Here is a 21,624-nt window from a genome sequence, read left to right as displayed (position 1 = left end):
TCGGGGGTCTGGCGGGCGCTGAGGTTGTGGGACTGGCTGGTCTGGATTGGTCAGGTGGTGAGCTGGAGGTCGGCCTGGATGGTGTGGATGGCTCGGCTGGTGGAGTTCTGGGCCAGAACGAATCCGAGGGTAAGGAGTTGCTGGGCTCCGACGCCGTAGGAGATGAGCCGGCCATTCCAGAGGGAGGCGTCGAGTTCGGCGTGGCCGGACTCCGCGTCGCTGCGGTAGGGGTAGACGGTCTGGTGGGCGAGGGTGTGCTCGGGGATCTGCTGCAGGTGCTCGGCGCGGTGGAAGCCCCGTTCGGTATCGCTCTGGCCTGGGGGCCGTTCGCCGGGTCGGGTGGTGACGGCGACGGGGACGCGGTGGTGGTGGGTGCCGTGTCGGCAGGGGATGTGCAGCAGGTGGTACCAGCGGTGGGTGCGGGTGCCGCGATGTTCGAGCTTGGCGATGGGGACGGGGACGAGGTCGGTGGTGCCGTCGGCGTAGTGGAGTTTCTCGGCGATACGCCCCTGGGCGGCCCAGAGTTCGTGGCTGCAGCGGCCTGGGCGGAGGGTCTCGTAGTAGACGGGCGTGATGCCCTTGTGCTGTTTGTTGATGACGAGTCCGCCGGCGCGGGCGATGGTGTCGCGGTGGACGCCTCGCAGGGCTCCGTCGTAGAGCAGTCCCATGCAGCCGGGGGCCCTGGCCATGAGGTCGAGGGCTGCCTGTACAGCGACGGCGCTTTCGCCTCCGGGGTGCAGGTGAGGGACGTAGCGGCAGTCAAGGAAGACGCGGGAGCGATAGTGGGGGTCTTTGCGGGCGGAGAAGAAGCAGTACTTGGGGCCGTAGACGGCTTGGCCTCCACCTTCGGTCTGGGGTGCTGAGGCGGGGTCGAGGCGGTGGGTCCTGATCTCGCCAGTGCGTTCGTCGACGGTGTGGGCGGCGCGAGCAAGGGTGGGGGATTTGAGAACAGTGCCATCGGCGGCGATGAGCTGGTGACGGCCCGGGTTGCTCCAGGGCCTGGGGGCGCCAGGGGGGAAGATGCCCTGGGTGAGGGCCTGGTGGAGGGCGAGGGGCCTGTAGTGCTCCCACAGGTCTTCGCTGTGGTGCCGCAACCGGTGCTGGGCGTGGAGCCACTGGGCGCGGGTGGGGCCGAGGGCGGGCAGGCGGGCGGCTTCGAGGTGTCCGAGGTTGGTGCGCACCCCAGCGCGGTAGATGGCCCACAGGGCCGGGTCCTGGAGGTGGCCGGCGGTGCGGCGGGCAGACGCGAGGACGCTGCGGGCCGCGAGGAAGAACAGGAAGGTGTGGTCGGGGTAGCCCCTGGGGCGCCCGACGCGGCCGGGTTGGGGGAGGGCGGCGGCGAGACGGAAGAGGTCCTGGTTGTGAGCGCAGTCGGTGAGGCGCTCGTGGACAGTGCGCTGGTCGCGGTCAGTGAACCGGCGCTTGCGCTTGGGGCGTTGGTTCGGGGCGAGAGGGTCGCCGAACAGGTCGTCAGGCACGGGCCGCGTCCTCAGGGAGGTGGCTGTGGGCCCAGTCGTAGTGAATGACGGCGGCGGCTCGGTCGAGGGAGCGCAGGCCCAGGCGGCGTGCGACGTCCTCGATGCGGCCGCCGTCCTGGAAGACGCGCACGCCCGCGTGGGCAGTGAGGGATGCGGGTTTGACCTGGGGGTCGTGGCCGAGTCCGATGCGGCGGATGAGGTCGGTGAGGGCGACGCAGGCGCGGGCCTGGAGCTGTTCGTCGGCGGCGGGCCGGTTCGAGACGGCCAGCGGGGCGTCGGGAGCACGGGCGGGGTCGAGTTGCTGGCGGGTGACGTAGGCGGCCCGGGCGGTGAGAATGCGCAGGGCCCATGGGTGCAGGGGGCACCAACGCTGGTCGGTGCGGGTAGAGCCATGCGCCCACACCGCGGTGCGGCGGGTGTCGAGGTCGCGGACGCGGATGTGGCCGATCTCGCCGGTGTGGGCGCCAGCAAGGGCGAGGGCGGCTGCGGCGGCGTGGCGGCTGGGGCGGCTGACGTACTCGGCGGCGTGTCGGATGGCGATGGCCTCATCCTCGGTGAGCGGGCGCACCGTGCTGCGGGAGCGTTCGGGCAGGGCGAGGTCGCGAGTGGGGTCAGTGTCGGCGAGGCCGAGTTCGCGCAGGGTGCGGTAGAAGGTACGCAGGACTGCGCGGCGCTGGTGCGAGGTGGCGGTGGCCGAGTCGCCGAGGCGGCCGTGGCGAGTGCGGCCCTGGGCGAAGACGAAGTCCTCGGCGAGGTGGGCGTCTACCTGGTGGAGGGTGAGGACGCCGCGGGCGTGGGCGTAGTGCTGGTAGCGCATGATGAGCTGACCGAAGGATCGGCGGGTCTGCGGGGACATCTGTCCGCACTGGGTCATGTCGTTCCAGATGGCAAGGGTCCGGGCGACGGCGTGCGCGAGCGTCACCTCCGCGTCGGGGTCGTAGCTCGCGTTCGGGCCGTCGCCCGGTGGCGTGTCGGGTCGGGGTCCGCGGGACGGCGACACGGCGCCATCACCTCCTCCACTGGTGCATGTAAGCACCACGGTGAGGGTGGGGGCGCCACGCCGCACGCGCTCGCGTGCGCAGGGGTGACGGTGCCCGGCCGGACAGAGTGGGCCGAGCCGCGGGCGGTGAGGCGTCAGGCGGGGCGGCGGGAGAGGACCTCGTAGATAGTGGCGACCGCGCGCATGATCGCGCCGTAGTCGTCGGCGGGGAGCTTCGCGAGTTCGTCGACGGTCAGGGGCAGGACCAGACCGGCGGGCCTGGGCGCGGGCGCCGGGGGCGGCGACGGATCGGTGGCCGCCGAGGTCTCCGGGGCCGCGGGGCCGCGATGCGGGGCCGCCTCACGATGCTCGTCGGGCACGGGCGCGGGCGGTGGCGTGGAGACGGGCTGGGGGGCCAGGCGGATGGCGCCGTCGTCGGAGCGGGTAACGAGCTCGGCGAGGACCAGCCAGTCCACGAGCTGCATCCAGGGGGTGATGGGTGCCTTCTTGACCGGGCGCAGGGCGCCAGCCAGGATCTCAGCGCTGACGCCGGTTCGCGGCGCCAGGGCCCGCACGAGCAGGTCGTTCATCCACTGGGTGCGCCAGGCGCGGGCGAGCTCCCGCCGGGCGGCGGGGCGGTCGGTGTGCCACAGGCGGCCGGCGGCACGGCCGCCTGTGGTGGGGGTCCATCCGGCGGGGCTGACGACCAGCAGGCCGCTGCCGGTGAGGAAGCGCAGGGTGGGGTGGACGTGGGCGCGTTCCAGGCCGGTGCGCTCCATAATCTGCCCGATCTTCACGGTCGAGCGCCCGCCGGTGCAGATCTCGACGACGGCGGCCTGGACGTCCATCTGGCGCACCGCAGACAGGCTCACTGGCGGCAGGACATAGGGGCGCGCGGTCGCGCCGTCCCGTGGACCGGGCACCGGAATTTCGGAGTTCGGGTGGTTCATAGCGTGATTTCTCATTCCTTCCACCGCACGACGGCGGCTTTTTCGGGAAATGAGCTCACACGGGCCCACCGATGCCATACCCTGGCCGGTGGTGCGTGAGCTCCGCAATGGGTTGCACCATCCGGCCGCCGCTGGCCTTCGAAAACGAGCGGCGGCCGGACTCATGCACTGCTCATGCGGCAATGGGCGTGCCGCGGTGTCAGCTGGTCAGGCCGGTGGGCCTCCCTGGGCGGGAAGCCGGTAGTAGCCCTTGGCGACGCGCTGCAGCACGCCCTTGCGGGTCAGGGCGGTGAGCCGGGTACGGACGCCGCCGGCCGAGTGCGTGGCCCCGAGCCGCACGACGCGTTCGGCGATCTCGTCGGTCTTCATGCGCTCCGCTCCTCGCAGGGCCTGCACGATCGCCGTGTCGACGGTCAACGGCGTTGCGGCCTGCGGCGTTGAGTCTTCGCTGCCTGCCAGGGAGCTGCCGACTTCGGACCCCAGGCCCGTGTATGTTTCCAGGGCCCGCAGGGCGTGCAGGCTGTCGGCGAGCTTCGACTCGGCCTCGGCCAGGCGCACGGCGGCATCAGCGTGTTCGACGCGTGCGCGCTCGGCCGTCTCTCGCAGCGCTGCGGCCTGTGCGCGCAGGTCTTCCAGGAACGAGCGCGCCGCCCCATCGGCGCCAGCAAGCGCCATTCATCCACCCCTCCCACAGGTCCGTCGCGAGCTAGCGTAGCGGCACCAACTCACCCCGTCTGCCAAATCATTGACGATACATCGCATCAATGACTGCGCGCGCCTCCCGCTCGACCCGGCAGGCCCGCTCTCACCTGCGGCTATAGGTCGAGCGCAATGTTGCGCACATGGCCGCCTGCGCTGCTGCGGCCATGTGCGCACCTTCTCGCGTGGCGCTTGAGACCCGGTGGCGGGAGAGGGCCGTGAGGCCTCGACGGAGCTGGCCTCGGCAAGCCGTGGATGTCCGACAGCACCTTCACCGGTCGACCGACATTTCGATGCTGATTTCGAATCGCGATGGGCCGGCGGATTTCAGATGCCTGGAATTGCGGCTCAGGAATCTCCAGAAGCATCCTTCTGCCCAGCATTTCCATCGCGCATTCCATGTGCGTATTCATAAGGGAGAAATCGTGCCGCATAGCAGGAACATCAACTGGGGCGATCGCGCCAGCGCGGACTTGGCTACCTGCCCCACCACACCCAGCGGTGCTATCGGTGTCCGGCGAGGTCGCCGACAAGGGCGAACAGAGTCGTGGGTCTGGTGATAGTGCACACGATGACGCCCCGTTCAAACGGGCAGAGGGCGGACTGGACACAGACATCACCGGACAGGAGACGGGTTGCGTCGACGTCGATCACAGCGACCTTAATCAGTTCGCCGCGCTCGGCAGCGAGTTGGTCGAGCACAGGGCCAGGCGCCCCGGATATTCAACAAGAGGACGCGCGGAGTAGAGAACCAGCGATGGGGGAAGCACTCGTCGATCACGGCCACAGAGCGCCGGCCACGGGGCGCTCATCGCAGCGGCGCTGGGCGGGCCCTGCCGGTGTGCACCCAGCCCCGCCGCCGGCAGTGCACAAGGTCCGGTCGGGTCAGAGCACGGTCGCACAGCCGGAGCTCAAGGCGGCACCGAAGGGGCCGTAGCCAGCCGGGAAGGATCAAGCCATCGAACAGCTGCAGCCCGGCCAGGCAAAGACGGCGCGCATGTGACCAGCGCTACAGGTCCGGCCAGCATCGACATCATTGACCACTGTAGCTGGTTGGGGTGGCTGGCGCGTCCATCAAGACGCGATGCCCACTGAGGTCTGCGCCTGCCTTCTGAAAGGTGTCGATACAAGAAGCCGCAGATCCAGGCTCTGGAGCGGTCCGCACACCTAGGCTGATGTTGCCACCAGCTGCTGCGGTCAGGCCGCCCACAAGGCCGAGGAGACCTGCCAGAATGTCTTCCACGCAGCAGTTGTTTGCAGCGGCTGCCATGCCAGGGAACTCCGCAGTGCGCGCGAGGCGGGGAACCGACCGTCTTGGCACTCGGACGCGCCACTGACAGATGGCGAAAGGGCATACAAAACTACTGACGGTCCGATATATCTGGAAGACATCGTGGATTTGATCAACCTATCAGACGGGGGCAACAGCGTCCGCGTGCATGTTCTAGGTCGGCGAGGACCTGGGATTCTACCCCTGCATGACTTGATTGATGCAAAGATCATCGTGGAAAGCAGTTTCATCAACGGGCACCTCGACATCTGCTTCTACCTCTCAAGTCTGGAGGAGTGGTCCCTGGCGCTCGACTCCCTCGGCGCGGGTCAGAGTATCGAATGGCTGGACAATGGGAACGGTCCAATAGTCAGGATCGAATTTCCTAACGACGACTACGATGTCCCAGTAGTTTCAATCGAGGACGCATCGGGGTCCGGTGTATCGGCAGTCATCCCGATCGCTCTGACTGGCAGATGGATCGAGGAACAGCGCGGGCACCTCGACAGGATAATGCAGGCCTGGCCGAGTAAAGTACTGCAGACATCACCAGGCGCATATGAGTGGCGCTGCTGAATTACCCTATTTGGGGTCAACTGACCTCGACTCGGCCGTGAAGAGTGCGGGCGGGGGCTTCAAAATAAGCCCCCGCCCGCACGCCACTTGCCTACCCGATAGCTGGAGCGCTGCCGCGCCTTTTGAGGGCAGGCAAGTTATGGCTGCCAGGTGTCACTACTGTATGAATGTTGCACCCATGAACCATCCGGTGTCGTCAAATGCCTCGATCGTCACAGCGAATGGAACATTGCTTCCTGATCGATAGTGTGGCGTTGCCGCATACATGATGGGATTACCCTTGGAGACGTAGTCGGCGATTTCCATTTCAAATCGATTCATGGGGCCATTGTCGATGGCTGCCGTTGTTCTGACGAAGTTTTCTGGCGTATTTCCGGATCCGCCTAGCGCCTTCGGGAGGAGGTGTCCGCGCGCATCCCCGTTGGCCCCGCTCACAAAGCCAGGTGGGCTCATCCGCGTCGAGGCCTTTCCGCCGGTGCCAATCATATCTGGAGTAACTTCTGCTACCACTCCGGAACGCCGCCCGTCGGCATCTATTTTTCCGTAGTCAATTTTGCCGCAATTGTGAACCAGGACTGGCGTGGTTCCTGCCAGTGCGTAGTACGTGTGGACGTCGGCAACGGTCAGGTTGTACGCCGCACGTGGCTCGGTGGCGTATGCGCGGACCTCTTCGACGGTCGCCTGCCGGCCATCAGCCGTACGCAGCAGATGCCCGGACCCAAGGTCTTCTGCCGCAGTCCAGCGCTCGGCGGTGACGTCCCAGTACGGATGGTGTGCCGTGGAAGTGAGTTCCTTCTGGCTACCGTCGGCGAGGCGGATTACAACGTCGGTGAACTTGTTGTCGTCAGGGGTGGTGATCTTCGCCGTGACGGGCTGCGAGACGGTCTGGCCGGTTTGGGGGTCGGTTGCGAGAACGGTGTCGCCGACCTTGACGGTGGCGATGTCCTTTGTGGATCCGTCCGCGAGGAGGACTAGCGTTCCTGGCGGGAACGAGTCGCAGGGGTTGGAAGATCGACTTTCCGGTGTTGTCCTTGGAGCAGCCTTGGAGGATCCTCCTCCCCTGCCTTCTAGGCCCACCCCGATTCCGTGGACCCCGCCGAGGATTTCGCCGATGCCGACAACCTCGCCGTCCTGGATCTTCCATTTGGCCTGGAGCTGCCAGAAGTAGGCGAGTTCCCCGCAGTTGCTCGTGTCGCAGGCCTTGAGCGCGGCATCGGCGATCTCGGATCGCATGATGTCGTTGCCCTTGTACTGGCGGCGGTCGACATCATGGATGTACTTCTGCCACTGCGCGAAGAACTTGTGGTCGTGCCGCATGCTGTCCGGGACCTGGACGAGGCCACGCAGCATGATCGGGTCGGTGGAGTCCGCCTGCTCGGTGGCGTAGTCGCGGTGAGGTCCGCTGCCGTCGTCGTCGCGGGGGTTGTAGTGGCCTCCGCAACGGCCTTCGGCGCAGTCGCCGGAGATGAGGCCGCTCGGGTCACTGAGGTTGACCGGGTCGTTCTGGCTGTAGCCGTATCCGTTCCACTGCTGCGGGTTGGCCGCGTCGAACAGTGGGTCGGGGTTGATGAATCGGCCGGTGCCGGGGTCGTATTCGCGGGCTCCGAGGTTAGTGAGTCCGGTGGCGTCGTCCTTGCTGCCGCCGACGAAGCCCTTGGTGCCGGCCCATTGCCCGGCCGCCGGCTGGGTGCCGCGGGGGTTGCCGAAGGGGTCAGACGGTCGGCGGGTGACGGCCTGGCCTGTGGCCGTGTTGATCTGGACGCCGTTGGTGCCGTGGGGGTCGGAGGCCTGGATGAGGACCTTGCCTCCGCCGATGGCGGCCGTGACCCGGGTGTAGGTGAGGCCGTCGGGCCCGGCGATGGAGCGGACGTTGCTCAGCGAGCCGTTGGGAACCGTGGTGTCGAGGGTCAGCTCGTCGGTGGGCAGGTTGAGCGTGGTCTTGCCGGGGTCACGGCGGATGAGCTGGTTGCCGTCGGCGTCGTAGAGGTAGGTCGTGGCGCCGGCCTGTCCGGTCTTGGTGAGGGTGTCGAGCTTGTCCTCGCCGTTCCAGGTCAGGGTGGTGGTGCCGCTCGTGTCCGTGATGGCGGTGGTGTTGCCAGCGGCGTCGTACTGGTAGCCGACGGCCTTGGCTCCGCCGGGGCCCGCGGTGGTGGAGGTGAGGAGGGCGTGGGGCCCGCCGGTTCCGCCGCCGGTGTTGGGGGCGCCGGTGGGGGTGTTCGCGCTCTTGGCGGCTCCGAAGGTCTGGGTGGTCGTGGTGTCGTTGAGGCTGTTGCCGGTGATGTCGTGCTGGACGAGGCTGGTGCGGTTGCCGGTGGCGTCGTAGCTGTAGGTGTTCCAGTAGGGGTTGGGGCCGCCGACGGTGCGTCCGCCGGGGCTGAGGGTGGCCGGTCCGGTGGTGTTGTTGCAGCCGCCGATGCCGGGGACGGTGGTGGATGAACCGGTGCCGTGCTTCGTGCCGACCGAGTCGGTCCAGTCGGCTGTGGTGAACGTGCCCGCCGTGTCGGTCCAGGCGTTGGTCAGTCGGCCCAGGTAGTCATAGGTGAAGCACTGGGTGTCGGTTGCCGCGGCGTCCTGGATGTCGGTGATCGAGGTGATCCGGCCGGACGGGGTGTAGGTGTAGGTGGTCTGGTCGGCGGAGACGGTGCCGATCTGCCGGTCGATGAAGGAGTTGATGACCCGCCCGGTGGCCCAGTCGACTTGCTGGGTGGAGACGACCTGCTTGCCGTACTCGCCGGCGGTCGTGCGAACGGGCCTCGCGAGGGCGTCGTAGTCGACTTCGGCGATGACGGCCTTGCCGAGACTGGCTGCCGACGTCATCAGGCCGGTGGTTGTGCGTCCGTAGCTGACGGTCTCGGCCGGCAGCCCTCCCGCGGCGGGGATGCTGACCTTCTTCAGGGCGCCGAGGACCGGGCTGTAGGTGTTGGAGGTGGTGTAGGTACCGGCGAGTGCTCCCTCCGCCGACGGGATGGTGATCGAGGTACCGAGCGGTCGGTAGACAGTGTCGTATCCGGTGACGGCCGTGGTGTAGGCCGCGCCCGTCGCGCCTCCGACGTACCGGGTGGAGGAGGTGGCCAGACCCTTGACGAGGGTGTCGTAGGTCCACGCCGCCAGCTGGTTCGCCGGAGCGACGGTGCCGTTGTACATGCCGGTCCTGCGACCGAGCAGGTCGTACGTGTAGGCGAGGGTGTTGCCCTTGGCATCAACCGTGTGGTCGACCTGGGACTTGGCGTCGTAGTAGGTCTGCCTTGTACCCGTGTCCGGGTCCGTCGCGGAGACCAGCCGTCCCCTCAGGTCGTACGTGTAGCTCCAGCTGTTGCCGCTGCTGTCCATACGGGAAGCAGGCTGACCGGTCGGCGTGTAGGCGTAGGTCGTGACGTCGGCGTCACTCGGGTTCCCGGTGGGAGCAGCGGTTCGGTACTGCCAGGCCGATGTCGTGCGGCCTCGGCCGTCAGTCACGACCGAGGTCGGTGTGGCACCGCTGGGCGGGGTGACATCAGTCCGGTCGGCACCGGGGTAGGCCGTGGTGTTGGCCCACTGGAGGTTGCCGTACGAGCGAAACTCCGAACGCACGACTCGCCCGTTGCCGTCGTAGGTGTTCCACGTCTGGGCCGGGACCTGGCCGTCGGCAGCGGGGATGAAGACCGACTCGTTCGGGAACGAGGTGTTCTGGTAGTACGGGGCGGAGGTTTTGATCACCCAGCCGTGCGTGTCGTACAGGGTGTCGGTGATCAGGCGCCCGGTCGGATAGGCGTCGCTCGTGCGCTGGCTCTGACGGGTACGGCCGAGGCCGTCGTAGATGTCGATGTTCGTGGAGAACGTGACGTCGTCGTCGTTGAGCGACTCGGTCTTGACGGTGGACGGCCCCGCGGAGCCCTTGAGGGCGTAGGTGAACTTCCGGTTCGGGTAGTCGTTCGTGGGGCGGTCCGGTGCCCATACCGCGGTGACACGGCCGAGCGCGTCGTACTGTGCCGTGGTGACGCGGCCGTTGGCATCCGTCCGGGTCAGCGGTGAACCGCGGGCGGGGTCCTGGGTGACGGTCGTGGTCCAGCCGGCGCCCATGGGGCTGGTGGTCTGCGCCTGCGAGGGCAGTTCGCCGGAGGCAGGCGTGAGGGATACCGTCGCATTGGCCGGTGTGAGGGTCGGCGCACTCAGCTGGGTGCCATCAGCGCCGTAGGTGGATCCGTCGGTCGCGTTCGCGCTCAGCGGGCGGCCGTAGAGGTCGTAGGTGACGCTGCCGTTGTGAACGTAGACAGGCTGGCCGTTACTGTCGAAGTGGTCGAGAACCAGCTCGCTGCTAGGGTCACCGGCACTGCTGGCTTGCTTGAACGGCTTGCCGTCGTACAGGGTGCGGACACCGCTGAGGATGTTCGTGGCACTGGCAGTGCTGCCGCAGCCTCCCTTGATCTTGACCTGCTCCGAAACCAAGGTCAGGCGTTGGGGATCGCTTCCGGACGCGTACGTGATGAGCACGCAGGTCTCGGGAGTGGTGGCGGTGCCGTCGCCCTTGTCATCGACCTTGGTGACGCGGTTGCCGTTCGCGGGTTCCGTGGTGGTCGTGGCGGTGGTCGTGCGCCAGGTTCCGTCGGAGAGAAGGGCCTTGGAGAGCCCTGTGACCTCGGAGTCGGCGTACCAGGCGAAGATCTGCGGGGTTCCCGCAGTCTGCGCGTGGGTCGCTGACTTCTGCTGCCCGTTGTAGGTGTTCCCTGAGACCGCCGTGACCGTTCCGCTGGCCTTGTCGTAGACCTCGGTGGCGACAACGCGACCCGCTAGTTGAGCGCTGTCGGCCACGGTGCCGCCCAGGGGGCTGGGGACGTCCGGGACGGTGCGCAGGGTCTTTCCGTCGGCGAGGTAGTCGCCGGCCATGCCGCGCAAGTAGGTGACCCTCTGCTGGGTCTTGGGGGCCTCGCTGGCGGCACCGCTTCCGGAGGTCGTGGTCACCGACTGGTAGCCGCGGAAGTCGTCCCAGGTGCGGGTCTTGGGGTCGGTGAACTCGGCGTCGTCACGGTGCCAGGCCGCACCCCCGTTGTAGGTGTACTCGGTGGTCTTGGCGATGGCCGGAGTGCTGACGAGGTCCTGCTCGACAACACTCCTGACGAGGGGCTTGTCGAACCAGTCGCTGACCGGGTCCTTGGCGGAGCTCCCGGGCAAGTACCACTTGACAGGCATGCAGGCCATCGAGTTGTTGTCCTCGGAGGCCGGCATGTGGTTGTTGACCCGAGAGCACTCGGGGTCGGAGTAGAGGACGTCGATCCGTCCGCCGGTATCGGTCGTGATGCCCTGGATACGCGGGCGCATGAACATCGGCGAGGGAGGAACGAGTCCGTCGATACGGTTGGCGCGCATCTTGTACTGGAACTGCACCGGCGGCAGGTCGCTGATCGGAGCCTGGCCGTTGCTCGGCACGCGCTGGATCGAGTCGAGCTGCAGGAGACGCTTGGTGCCATCGCCGGGGTCGGCGAGTTCCTGGTTGAGGTTCCAGGTGTCGACGGTTCGGTAGGCCGAGTTGACCAGGACCTGAGTGCTGATCGTGGTCAGGCGCTTGGTGGTGAAGAACGTCGGTGCCGCGTTGACGCAGGAGCTGTCGGTGCAGATCTGGTCGATGGGCGTGTCCGGCCAGGAGGTGGCGTTGGCCGTAGTGCGCTGATCCTCGGAGCAGGTGATCGCGCCATTGGGTATGCAGCGTTCAGCCGTGGTGAAGAGGATCTTGGCGGCCGGGTTGGCGTTGCCCTTGGCGGCCTTTTGGTCGTCCAGGCGCTGGCCGTAGCCGATTTCCTTGAGGTAGCCGGCCCGCTGGTAGTCGGTGAGGGTGCCGTTGCTGCCGCTCTGGACGGTGCCGCGGTTGTACTTGTTGCCTTCGGTGGCGTACTTGTACGTGGTCAGGTTGCCGTGCGGGTCGACGACGAAGTCGAGCTGCCAGCGCCAGGCCATCTGGCACCAGGAGTTGTTCCCGCTCGCCGCGTTGTAACAGGGGTCGCCGCTGTTGGGCGAGTACACCGGGGCGGTGAGCACGGAGTTCGCAGCCGGGTCACTGCCGTCACCACCGGGCAGGTGGTTGAGGCCGAAGTAGTACTGGACACCGTCCGGGGTGGTGATCCTCCAGTACTCCATGCCCTGGTAGTCGATGTCACCCGCGGCCTTCACCGCGCCAGCGAGCTGCTCGACCTTGGAACCGTCGTCACTCTGGAGATGCCACGTGCCGGTGGTGTCGTCGCGCACGATCGTGCCGGAGTGGCCCCCGAGGGCAAGGGTGGCGTTCTGGCCGCCCCAGCACCGGTCATACGAGCCGGTGATTCCGGCCTTGTCGCAGCTGCGGTACGAGCGCTCGATGAACCCGGGCTCGTAGCCCCAGCCGTCGCCGACCCATGATGGCTGCGCGTTCGTCGCGGACGTCTTGCCGTCCACCGCCGCCGAGTTGTAGCCGAGCGCCACAGCCGGAGCCGCCCCACCGAGGGCGGGAGGCACGTCGATCGGGTAGCTGTAGGTGAAGTTGCCGATGTTGGATCCGGCCTCCCACCCCGCCGAAGGCGACAGCGGAGTGGCGGTGTAACTGCCCATGGGGCCCGACGGCGAGGGTGCTGCAGAGAGAACCACGGAACCGCCACCACTGCCCGGGTCCGTCGTCCCCACTGCCTGCGCCGCGGTGAACGACGCCTTCACCGCGCCACCGCGCCCCTGGCTGGAGGCCTTGGCAGCAGGCAGGGTGACGTCAGCGGTTATCTTGCCGGAACCGTCAAGCTTGGCCGGGACCGGAGTCTGCGTGCGGCACTCCTGTCGCTCCGGCGCCGTCAGCGCACATCCCGGAAGCGCGACCAGCCCGGCCCGCTCCGACCATCCAGCCGCCTGCAGGGCCTTCAGATCGAGGGTGACGCTCGCCGTGCGGCCCCCGCCGCTCGTGGGAGCCTCGGCATCGGTCAGGGCGATCAACGGACCCGTGACACCGGCGGCCTTGCCCTTGTCCTGTCCGGTCACCTCGACCGTTACCGTGTGAGCACTCTCGCCGCCCTTGCCGAAACCCGGTGCGACCTGCACAGCCAGTGCCCCGGCCTTGGATCCTGTCGATCCACCAGAGGCAGGTGAAGCACCGCCTGTCGCCCTACGCGCGGCCTCGGCCTCGGCGCTGTCAGCTCCCAGCGTCACCGTCGCGGTCCCGGTTACCAAGGGCACCGCCGGCTCGGGCTTCCAGTCCGGCGCCTTGGCGACCGGCTCAGATGCCGAAGGCCGCGCGTCGCTCCCCTTGACTGGGGCCGTGGATCCACCGAGCGGCGTGTGCGGAGGGGTCCAGACCTTCCCCTCCGGCTCGGGATACGTCCACGCCACCGCCGGAGGTACGGTCACCCCGGTCATCGCCAGGGCGAGCACCGTCGACACGACGGGCGTTCGCCACCGGCCGCTCGTTAGTCTTCCGGCCCGTTTCCGGGCAGGCCAAATCATCGTCACATCTCCTCATGGATGGCCGAAACGGCATGAAACCGGACAGGGTCATGCCAGGGTTGATGTGACGATAAGTGCAGGCTCTGACACGCAGCCAGGTCGCCCCATTGCCAGTGTGAGATCTTTATAAAGCCTTGACCTCGCGATTCGCACGTATCCAGACATGTCCGCACAGCGCGACAAACTGGTTTGACCGATCGGCATTTCAGGCCACATCGTTCCCATCCGAACGCAGACCCACGACAGCGTCTGCCGACCGGGAGGAGTCACAAAAGCTCCATGTCCACTACGCCACGGACAATTACGTACACGCCACCGCCGCCATCGATACGCAAGCGCGTCACCCGGCTGACCGCACTCGGCGCAGGATGCGTCCTCAGCGTCAGCCTGCTGAGCACGCCGTCCGCGCTCGCCGCCGACGCGGCAACGCCGCCTTTGCATGGGCCTTTCGACGGTACGGCGCCGCTCGTTCCGACCAAGCCGGCACCGCCTCGCACACCGCTCCAACAGGCGATGCTGGACGCGCTCGCCAAGGCCAGGTCCACGGGCAAGCCGGTCGTCGTGGACGCGATGACCGATGTGGCGTCGAAGACCGTGGCGAACCCCAACGGCACGCTGTCGACCACGGACAACGCCCTGCCGGTCCGGGTGAAGCGCAACGGCGGCTGGGCCGACATCGACTCCACCCTCCGTCAGAATCCCGACGGCACCGTCAGCCCGGCCGTCGCCGGCACCGCGCTGACGCTCTCCGGCGGCGGTACCGGCCCGATGGCCACCGTCGCGACTGCCGACGGCAAGACGCTGTCCGTCGGTGCCCCGTTCGCGCTGCCCAAGCCGGCCTTGAACGGGGACACGGCGACATACGCGAACGTGCTGCCCGGCGTTGACCTCCAGGTGACAGCCCTGCCGGTCGGAGGCTGGCGCGACGTGATCGTCGTCCGTACGCCCGAAGCGGCGGCCAACCCGGCGCTGAAGACCCTGCATTTCCCGCTCACCGCCCAGGGCCTGACGGTCGCCTCCGACGATCAGGGCCGCATCGACGTCAAGGACGACAAGGGCGGTCTGCGGTTCCGCTCCCCCGCCCCGCTGCAGTGGGACTCCACCAAGCCCGCACCCGCCGCTCCTGCCGCCGCATCCAGGTCGTACACCCGCACCGCGCTGACCGCGGCACCGGCCACCGACTCGGCGCCTGCGCCCGCCATTGCCGCCCCGTCGACGGCCGAGGCGCCGGGCGACGGCGCGAACGTCGCCCCGATCGGCACCAAGGTCACGAGTGACGCGATCGAGCTCACCCCGGACCCGAAGGCGCTCGGCGCCGGGACCGGACCGTGGTATCTGGACCCGACGCTCACCGCCGTCACCAGCTACACCGAGAGCTCGGTCGAGGCCCAGGAGAACCACAAAAGCGCGAAGAACTGGAACGCGAAGTCCAACCTCGCCACCGGCTTCTGCGGGTATCACAGCTCCGACCCCAGCCTGGACTGCGGCGATCTGGGCCGTCAGCGGGCCTATTTCCAGTTCGGCGTCAACCCCGCTATCTACACCCAAGTCAGCGGCGCCGAAGTGCCCCCGACGCTCTACACCTCCACCCTCAACGCACAGGTCACCGGCGCCTCCAGCCCCAGCACCGGGACCAACCTCGGCGTCTACTGGGCCCCCACCGCCATCAACGGCGACACCAACTGGTACCAGCAGCCGTGCAACGACAACGGCAACCAGGTCATGGGCGGCTGCTCCTACGTCGGCGGCCAGCCGATCACCGGCACCGGCCCGCTCTCGGTCGACGTCACCGACATCATGAAGCAGGCGGCCAACGGCAAGTGGGCGACCTGGACCATCGGCATCGCCCCGAGCGACACCGAGTGGACCAAGGAGTACCGCCACACCATCGCCAACAACCCCAGCGTCACCACCACCTACGACATCACCCCCACCGTCTGGGATCCCCGCACCGGTCCGACCCCGGGCTTCGCCGGCGACGCCTCCGCACCGTGCAACACCCGCGGCGCCCATCCCTGGGACAACCCCGGCTGGGTCGGCAGCAACCAGAACATCACCCTCACCGCCAACAGCTACTCCCCCAGCGGCCAGCCCCTCTACACCGGCTTCCACATGTGGGACGACAACGACCCCAACTTCAGTCTGAAGGACGGCGGATGGGACGGCAGCTACAACAACCCCGGCCGTACCATCCAGGTCGGTTCCCTCAGCGACGGTCACCAGTACGGCTGGTACGCCCAGTCCTCTGACGGCCTCCTCACATCGCCGATGAGCGCCTGGTGCTACTTCCGCGTCGACAAGACCAACCCCCGCGTCAGCATCGGTTCCACCGACTTCCCGCCCTCCGGCACCCCCAACCCCAGCCCGGCCAAGTACGCGAACGACGAGGGCATGTTCACCATCAACGCCGACGACCCGTCCCCCGGCCCGGGCCTCCAGGCCTCCGGCGTCGCCTGCGTACGCGTGAGCACCGACCCGACCCCGGTGGTCGGCTGGCGGTGCAGCCCGAGCGGCACCCTGCAGCCCGGCCAGACCTACAAGTACACGCCCAAGAACTGGGGAACCAACACCCTGTACGCCTGGGCACTGGACAACGCCGGCAACTACAGCCAGCCCGCCGTCTACAACTACTACGTCCCCTGGAAGCCCGGCACCCAGCCCCTGTTCGGCGACATCGACAACGACCAGAAGCCCGACATCGTCGTCACTGACAAGAACGGCGACCTGCGGGTCATCGGCGGCTCCGCGGATCCCGCCACCTCCCTCGCCGCATCTGCTGCGGCCGCACCGGACGGCGTCTCGTGGGCCGACTTCCAGCTCAGCCACCACGGAACCCTCGAAATCGGGCAGCCCGTCGACGCAATCGTCGCCCACTACAACAAGGACACGACCTCCAAGCTCCGAGACGTTCTTTGGCTGGTCCCGAACAGGGACACTGGACGCTTCGACAAGCTCAGGCCGGGCCCGCTCACCCGACCTCCTTCCTGCACGACGTACGGCACCGGACAGCCCTGCCCCAGCCCTGACTACAACACGAAGGCCTGGACCAACGTCTCCCAGGTGATCGCCTTCGGTACACCCGAAGGCGAAGCGGTGGCCGGCGATCCGAAGAACCCTGACCACAAGATCATCAGTACCCAGACGTCCATCCTCACCCTGGAGAACAACAACCTCTATCTCTTCCAGCCCAACGGCACCCCCGACATCGACAGCGCCACGCTCATCCCCACCGCCTCGGGCAGCTGGAAGGACCTCGAACTCATCAACCCCGGCGCCGCCAACGGCGCCACCAGCATCCCCGGAACCACCGACCCCACCTTCCAGACGACTCTGTGGGCGCGCAACCGCGTCACGGGCGACGTCTTCGCCTATCCCCTCGGCTGGACGTCCAACGGGACCGTCGACTACGGCGCACTCACCAAGCCCGACGCGGGGATCAAGCTGAACACCGGCGTGGCACTGACCGCGGCCAGCTTCCCCCGCATCGGCGCCGGCGACTACCACGGCACCGGCTCCCCCGACCTCTGGGTCATCGACAACACCAACGCCATAGCCGTCTTCCCGGGCCAGAGCAGCACCGGCGCGAAGGGCAAGGTCGACGGCTTCGGCCCGTGGAACACGGTCGGCTACGCCGACGCCAGTACCTCGATCCACCCCAACCTCGTCTCCTGGCAGTGCGCCGACGCCGACGGCGGCCCCCGCGACGGAGCGCCGCTGGGCATCTACTCCTGCTGGAACACCCCCAACCAGCGCTTCAACCTCGGCACCGACGGCACCATCCGCGCCGGAAGCTGGTGCGTTTCCACCAAGGACAACGGTCTCACCAACGGCACCGCTGTCATCCTCACCACCTGCAATGGGAACACCGGCCAGAAGTGGACGATGCGTCCCGACGGCCGCATCTACCTGCCGGCCACCGTGGACCCGGCCAACAGCCCGGGCGGCAAGTGCCTGGAACTCCCCAGCTGGGCCACCGCCCAGGGCACACGCCTCGGGATCTGGGACTGCCCCGGACTGCAGGCAAACCAGCAGTGGTCGCTCGCACCCGAGCACACACCGTGACGCACCGGCCGTAACGCGCACAGGGTGGGGCTCCGAACCGTCAGGAGCCCCACCCGGCCATTCCAACTCCCCGGACACAACCTTGGACGAGGCCCCATGACCAACCCCGAAGACACCCAGCGCCCGCAGGCAGACGCTGCCGTCGACGACCAGGCCGCGAGTGCCGCCGACCGGCTCCGTGCACGCTGGGCCGAGCCGGTGGCGACCGAACCGATCCCGTGGCACCGCCGGCTGAAGCGCCGCACGCTCACCACCGTGGCCATCACCGTCGCCGCCGTCGTCACCGCGGTCACGCTCTTCGTCGTCCTCGGCCCGGACGACCCCGAGCGCCACAAGCTCACCACGCCACAGACCATCGGTGAGCTCACCCTCGATCCCACCTCTGCGAAAAACCTCGCCGACCAGGACGCCCGGATCTTCCCCAACACACCCGGAAGGATCCGCATCCACGATCACTTCGTCGTCGCCTACCGCACCCCAGGCGCCACCGACCCGAGCCTGATCGTCGTCGGCGCCACCGGCTCCTTCGCCAGGCCCGTCCACGAACTCGACAGCCTCCTCGGCGGCCCCGACACCGCCGACGACCCCACTCCCTCCGACGGCTCCAAGCCCGTGGGCGGATACACCACGTTCCCGCCCGGCCCGCTCGGCGGCTTCCTGAAATGCGCCGCGACGGGCAAGGGAAGCGACTTCACCGTCGCGTGCGCCTGGGCGGACGACAACACCGTCGGCAGCGTCGTCGACACCAACGCCACCGAGGCCACCGTCAACCTCCCCGCCCTCGCCGAACGCACTCGCGCCATCCGCGCCGCCATGACCGTCCCCGACGGTTCGTAGTCACGTCAGATCCGTCCGGCTGAGCGTTGAACCGGGCACGCGGGTGCGGTGGCGTCCGTGCGGGACCCGCCCGACACCCCCGGGGCGGCGGGGCCACGGCCCTGCGCCGCGAGCACCAGCTCGCGGCGCGCCTCAGCCGGGGACGCGCAAGCAGTCCCTAACCTCGAATCGGCAAATTGGTGCTTACATGCACCACTTGTCGGTCTGGGAAAAACGGGCGCAACAAAGGAAAGGGCCCATGGGGACGTGGGATGATCCGGGCATGCCCCGGAGTAACAACGACCTAGTGCCCGCCGCATATGTGGCCGCCGGTCAATGGCCGCAGGCAGAACTCATCGCCGATGCCCCAGCGAGCGCGCACTACGGCCAGGCGTTCGCCCGCAAGCTCATCCGGGCCATGGAATCCACCGGCCACGGAACGCGCACCCTCAGCGAGAAGTCCGGCGTCGCCCACACCACCATCAGCCGCCTCATGCGCGGAAGAGTCCTGTGCGACATGGGCACTGTCGCCCGCCTGGAAGTCGCCCTTTCCGCCGATCTGTGGCCGGGAATCGCCGCAGTCGATAAGGTCCTCGCCCACCGCACCCCGACGGCGGCGCAGCCGACCGCGATGAACTGACCCCGCCGCCTCAGCCGTCCAGAGTGATCACGCCGTCCGGGATCCACCCGCCGACATACCCCTCCAGCAGGACACCCAGCTCCAGCGGAAACGTCGAGCTCTTCAGTCCGGTAAGCCGCTCGACCGGCCACCAGACCCCGCCCTCGACCCCGGCCAGCCCGATGGCCGGCGACAGCTTCACAATGAACAGCCGGAACTCCTGACACACCGGCCGGCCTTCGACGACCGCTTCGCGGCGCAGCCGGGCCACCACCGGCCCGACCAGACCGGCGCCGAGAGCAGGATCCCGGCGCCGCACTTCCTGAAGCGCTGCGAGAAACGACTCCCCAGGCGCCACCGCGAAACGCAACGGCCACCACCGGGAATCGCCCGATTCCCGGTGCAGCAGAACTCTCCGATCATGCGCCATCACGACGACGAGAAGCTCGCAGGACCGGATCAGTGCGGCACGGTTCACTCGGCCAATATCGACGCGGCGTCTGCCGGAGGCCACCGAGACAAGGCACTCAGACGAACCATTGAGTAGCCGTCAAAAGACTCAAGCTGGCCTCGCGACGGCCGAATTGGCCGACAACTCGCCTGACCTGCGAACAATCACCACGCGTTCCGAGATGAACGCCCAGGCGTTCTCAAGGTCTGCGCTCATGCGCACCCGACCTGCGGCGATCGAGTTTCCTGCAAGCCCCACTGAGGCGGGCCGTGTGGTCACAAGGCCGTCCACAGCGTACCGGATCAGGGGTGGGGGCGGAGGCAGAGGCGGATGGTACGGGCGCCGACGGGGTGTCAGCATGGGGCAAGTAGCCTTCAACGAACGTGTTCGAACTTCGGATGTCCGATCGAAGGTCCAGATGAGCCCTGCTGCGCACCCCCTCAGCCGACTCCTGCGGTCCGTGTGGCTGTGGCCGGCGGTGGTGATGCTCGGCGTGGGGCTGTTCCGGCTGGGGACGCCGGTGCTGTGGCGGGACGAGGTCGCGACGTGGACGGTGGCGACCCGCTCCCTGCCGGACCTGCTGCGGCTGCTCCAGCACGTGGACGCCAGCAACGGCGCGTACTACCTGCTCATGCACGCCTGGACGGCGGTGTTCGGGGACTCGGCGGTCTCGCTGCGGCTGCCGTCGGTGCTGGCCATGGCCGGGGCGGCGGCGTTCGTGGGGCTCGCCGCCGAGCGGCTGTTCGGCGGGCGGGTGACGGCGGTCGGCTCGGGACTGCTGTTCTGCGCGGTGCCGCAGGTGTCGCGGTTCGCCCAGGAGGCGCGCGCCTACGCGCTGGTGACCTGCGCGATCGCGGCGGCGACCTGGTTCCTGCTGCGGGCGCTGGAGCGGCCCGGGTGGCGGCGGTGGGCGCCGTACTGCGTGGCGATGGCGGTGGCGGGGGTCCTGCACCTGGTCTCGTTCAGCACGGTGGCCGGGCAGTCCGCCGTGGTGCTGCTGCACCTGTGGCGCACCCGCGGGACGGCGGACCGGCGGGTGCTGTGGCAGTACCCGGCGGCGGTGCTGGTGGCGGCGCTGCCGCTGGTGCCGGTGGTGGTGCTGGGTGCCCGGCAGTCGGAGCGGCAGCTGGGCTGGATAGGGACGCCCACGGTGGACGCGCTGTGGCACTTCGGGGAGACCCTGGCCGGGGCGCCGGACGTGTTCGTCGCCGTCGTCCTGCTGGCCGTCCCGGCCGTGGTGCTGCCGGGACGGCGGGTGCAGGCGCTGCAGGCGCTGCTGCTGGCGGTGGTGCCGGTGGTGGGCGTCTGGCTGGTGTCGCAGGGCGGCACGTCGTACTTCGTCGACCGGTACCTGCTGTTCACCGTGCCCGCCTGGGCGGCGCTCGGCGGGGGCGGCGTCGCGGCGGTCTACAAGGCGCTGACGGGCCTCGCCCGGCGCGGCCCGCGGCGGAAGCGGCTGCGCGTGGCCGGGATGGCGCTGGCGCTGGCGCTGCTCGCACTGCCCGCCTGGGCGGCGCTGCCGCGGCAGGCCACGGTGCGGTACGAGTCGGCGCACGCGCACGAGCCGTTCCGCGCGGCCGCCGGGCTGATCGCCGCCGGCTACCGGCCCGGGGACGGGCTCGCCGTCCCGCTGGGCGACCAGAGCTGGGCGATGATCGGCCCCGGCCTCGCCTACTACCTGCCGGCGGACGTGCGCCCGTACCCGGTGTTCGTCGCGCGGGGCGCGGTCGAGGCGGCGGAGCTGTCGCCGACGGCGTGCGCGGTCCCGGCCGACTGCCTGGGGCGGGCCGACCGGATCTGGCTGGTCGTCCTCGGGCAGACCACGGACCCGCTCGCCGCGATGCGGCCGGACGACGCCCAGGCGCTGCGGGCCCGCTACGGCACCCCCACCCGGGTGACGCCGCTGGACGGTGCCACCCTGGCGCTGCTCGACCGCCGGGGCTGAGCCCCGCCGACCACCCCGGGTGCGGCCCGACCGGCCCCGGGCGACCATGGCGCCTCGTGACCGAGCAGGGCGCCCGTGACCAAGCGGCCGGCCGCCCGACTGAGGCGGCCACCGTGGTGGACGGACGGCCCGGCTCAGGGCGCCCGGCCGCCGGGACGGCCCGGTAGCCGCGCGGGCTGCCCGACCAGGTGCCGCTGGACAGCCGGGCGGTCCGCCAGTTGGTCCGGGTGAACCTGCTGGACTGCGCCGCCAGGCACGCCACGCAGGCGTTCCCGGTGGCGGTGTTCACCCCGGCGTCCTTCCGCGACCACGTCCTGCGCGCAGTGCGCAGTGAGCTGGGGATCCGCG

At 68.7% G+C, this 21,624-nt stretch carries 11 protein-coding genes; 5 read left to right on the top strand and 6 right to left on the bottom strand.

Annotation, left to right across the window (positions count from 1 at the left end; genetic code table 11):
• Positions 1-50 precede the first annotated feature (50 nt).
• The 4 genes from AB0C76_RS10735 to AB0C76_RS10720 all read right to left on the bottom strand — a co-directional run bounded on the left by AB0C76_RS10735 (position 51) and on the right by AB0C76_RS10720 (position 4,082).
• On the bottom strand, positions 51-1,478 hold the full coding sequence (locus AB0C76_RS10735) for a hypothetical protein (protein WP_359962753.1): 1,428 nt from the start codon (positions 1,476-1,478) through the stop codon (positions 51-53).
• The gene (locus AB0C76_RS10730; protein ID WP_359962750.1) at positions 1,471-2,478 is read right to left on the bottom strand and encodes a site-specific integrase; all 1,008 of its coding nucleotides are present in this window, start codon (positions 2,476-2,478) and stop codon (positions 1,471-1,473) included. Before AB0C76_RS10730 ends, AB0C76_RS10735 begins: the two co-directional genes overlap by 8 nt.
• 134 nt (positions 2,479-2,612) lie before the next feature.
• The gene (locus AB0C76_RS10725; RefSeq protein WP_359962747.1) at positions 2,613-3,329 is read right to left on the bottom strand and encodes a hypothetical protein; all 717 of its coding nucleotides are present in this window, start codon (positions 3,327-3,329) and stop codon (positions 2,613-2,615) included.
• 285 nt (positions 3,330-3,614) lie between these two features.
• Positions 3,615-4,082, bottom strand: coding sequence for a hypothetical protein (locus AB0C76_RS10720; RefSeq protein ID WP_359962744.1), 468 nt, complete (start codon positions 4,080-4,082; stop codon positions 3,615-3,617).
• Positions 4,083-5,499: 1,417 nt separating this feature from the next.
• Between AB0C76_RS10720 and AB0C76_RS10715 the strand changes: the two genes are divergently transcribed.
• Positions 5,500-5,952 carry a DUF5959 family protein gene (locus tag AB0C76_RS10715; protein ID WP_359962741.1) on the top strand — a complete coding sequence of 151 codons (453 nt, stop codon included), beginning with the start codon at positions 5,500-5,502 and terminating at the stop codon, positions 5,950-5,952.
• A 156-nt stretch (positions 5,953-6,108) separates the two neighbouring features.
• On the opposite strand, the gene AB0C76_RS10710 is transcribed toward AB0C76_RS10715, so the two are convergent.
• On the bottom strand, positions 6,109-13,320 hold the full coding sequence (locus AB0C76_RS10710) for a polymorphic toxin-type HINT domain-containing protein (RefSeq protein ID WP_359962738.1): 7,212 nt from the start codon (positions 13,318-13,320) through the stop codon (positions 6,109-6,111).
• Positions 13,321-13,896: 576 nt separating this feature from the next.
• Here AB0C76_RS10710 and AB0C76_RS10705 point away from each other — a divergent pair.
• From AB0C76_RS10705 to AB0C76_RS10695, 3 genes are all read left to right on the top strand, one after another.
• A complete protein-coding gene (locus tag AB0C76_RS10705; protein ID WP_359962735.1) occupies positions 13,897-17,445 on the top strand; it encodes an RICIN domain-containing protein in 3,549 nt (1,182 codons plus the stop codon).
• Positions 17,446-17,541: 96 nt separating this feature from the next.
• Positions 17,542-18,282 (top strand): hypothetical protein, encoded by a 741-nt coding sequence (locus AB0C76_RS10700; RefSeq protein WP_359962733.1) that lies wholly within the window; start codon positions 17,542-17,544, stop codon positions 18,280-18,282.
• 238 nt (positions 18,283-18,520) lie between these two features.
• Entirely contained in the window at positions 18,521-18,901 is a 381-nt protein-coding gene (locus AB0C76_RS10695) for a helix-turn-helix transcriptional regulator (protein WP_359962731.1), read from the top strand.
• 10 nt (positions 18,902-18,911) lie between these two features.
• Here the strand turns inward: AB0C76_RS10695 and AB0C76_RS10690 are convergent, their stop codons facing one another.
• Complete coding sequence (locus tag AB0C76_RS10690) at positions 18,912-19,358, bottom strand: hypothetical protein (RefSeq protein WP_359962730.1); 447 nt, start codon at positions 19,356-19,358, stop codon at positions 18,912-18,914.
• Between the two features lie 391 nt (positions 19,359-19,749).
• Between AB0C76_RS10690 and AB0C76_RS10685 the strand changes: the two genes are divergently transcribed.
• Positions 19,750-21,276 (top strand): glycosyltransferase family 39 protein, encoded by a 1,527-nt coding sequence (locus tag AB0C76_RS10685; protein WP_359962727.1) that lies wholly within the window; start codon positions 19,750-19,752, stop codon positions 21,274-21,276.
• Positions 21,277-21,624 lie beyond the last annotated feature (348 nt).

The organism is Kitasatospora sp. NPDC048722 (genome assembly GCF_040650235.1).
GTDB lineage: Bacteria > Actinomycetota > Actinomycetes > Streptomycetales > Streptomycetaceae > Kitasatospora.
Note: the sequence above shows the minus strand (reverse complement) of the source record. Positions and strands in the feature narration are given on the sequence as shown.

Bases quoted from the DNA above. Each gene is read 5' to 3' on its own strand.
- AB0C76_RS10720 (WP_359962744.1), bottom strand. From the start codon at position 4,082: ATGGCGCTTGCTGGCGCCGATGGGGCGGCGCGCTCGTTCCTGGAAGAC.
- AB0C76_RS10705 (WP_359962735.1), top strand. From the start codon at position 13,897: ATGCTGGACGCGCTCGCCAAGGCCAGGTCCACGGGCAAGCCGGTCGTC.
- AB0C76_RS10700 (WP_359962733.1), top strand. From the start codon at position 17,542: ATGACCAACCCCGAAGACACCCAGCGCCCGCAGGCAGACGCTGCCGTC.
- AB0C76_RS10695 (WP_359962731.1), top strand. From the start codon at position 18,521: ATGGGGACGTGGGATGATCCGGGCATGCCCCGGAGTAACAACGACCTA.
- AB0C76_RS10685 (WP_359962727.1), top strand. From the start codon at position 19,750: ATGAGCCCTGCTGCGCACCCCCTCAGCCGACTCCTGCGGTCCGTGTGG.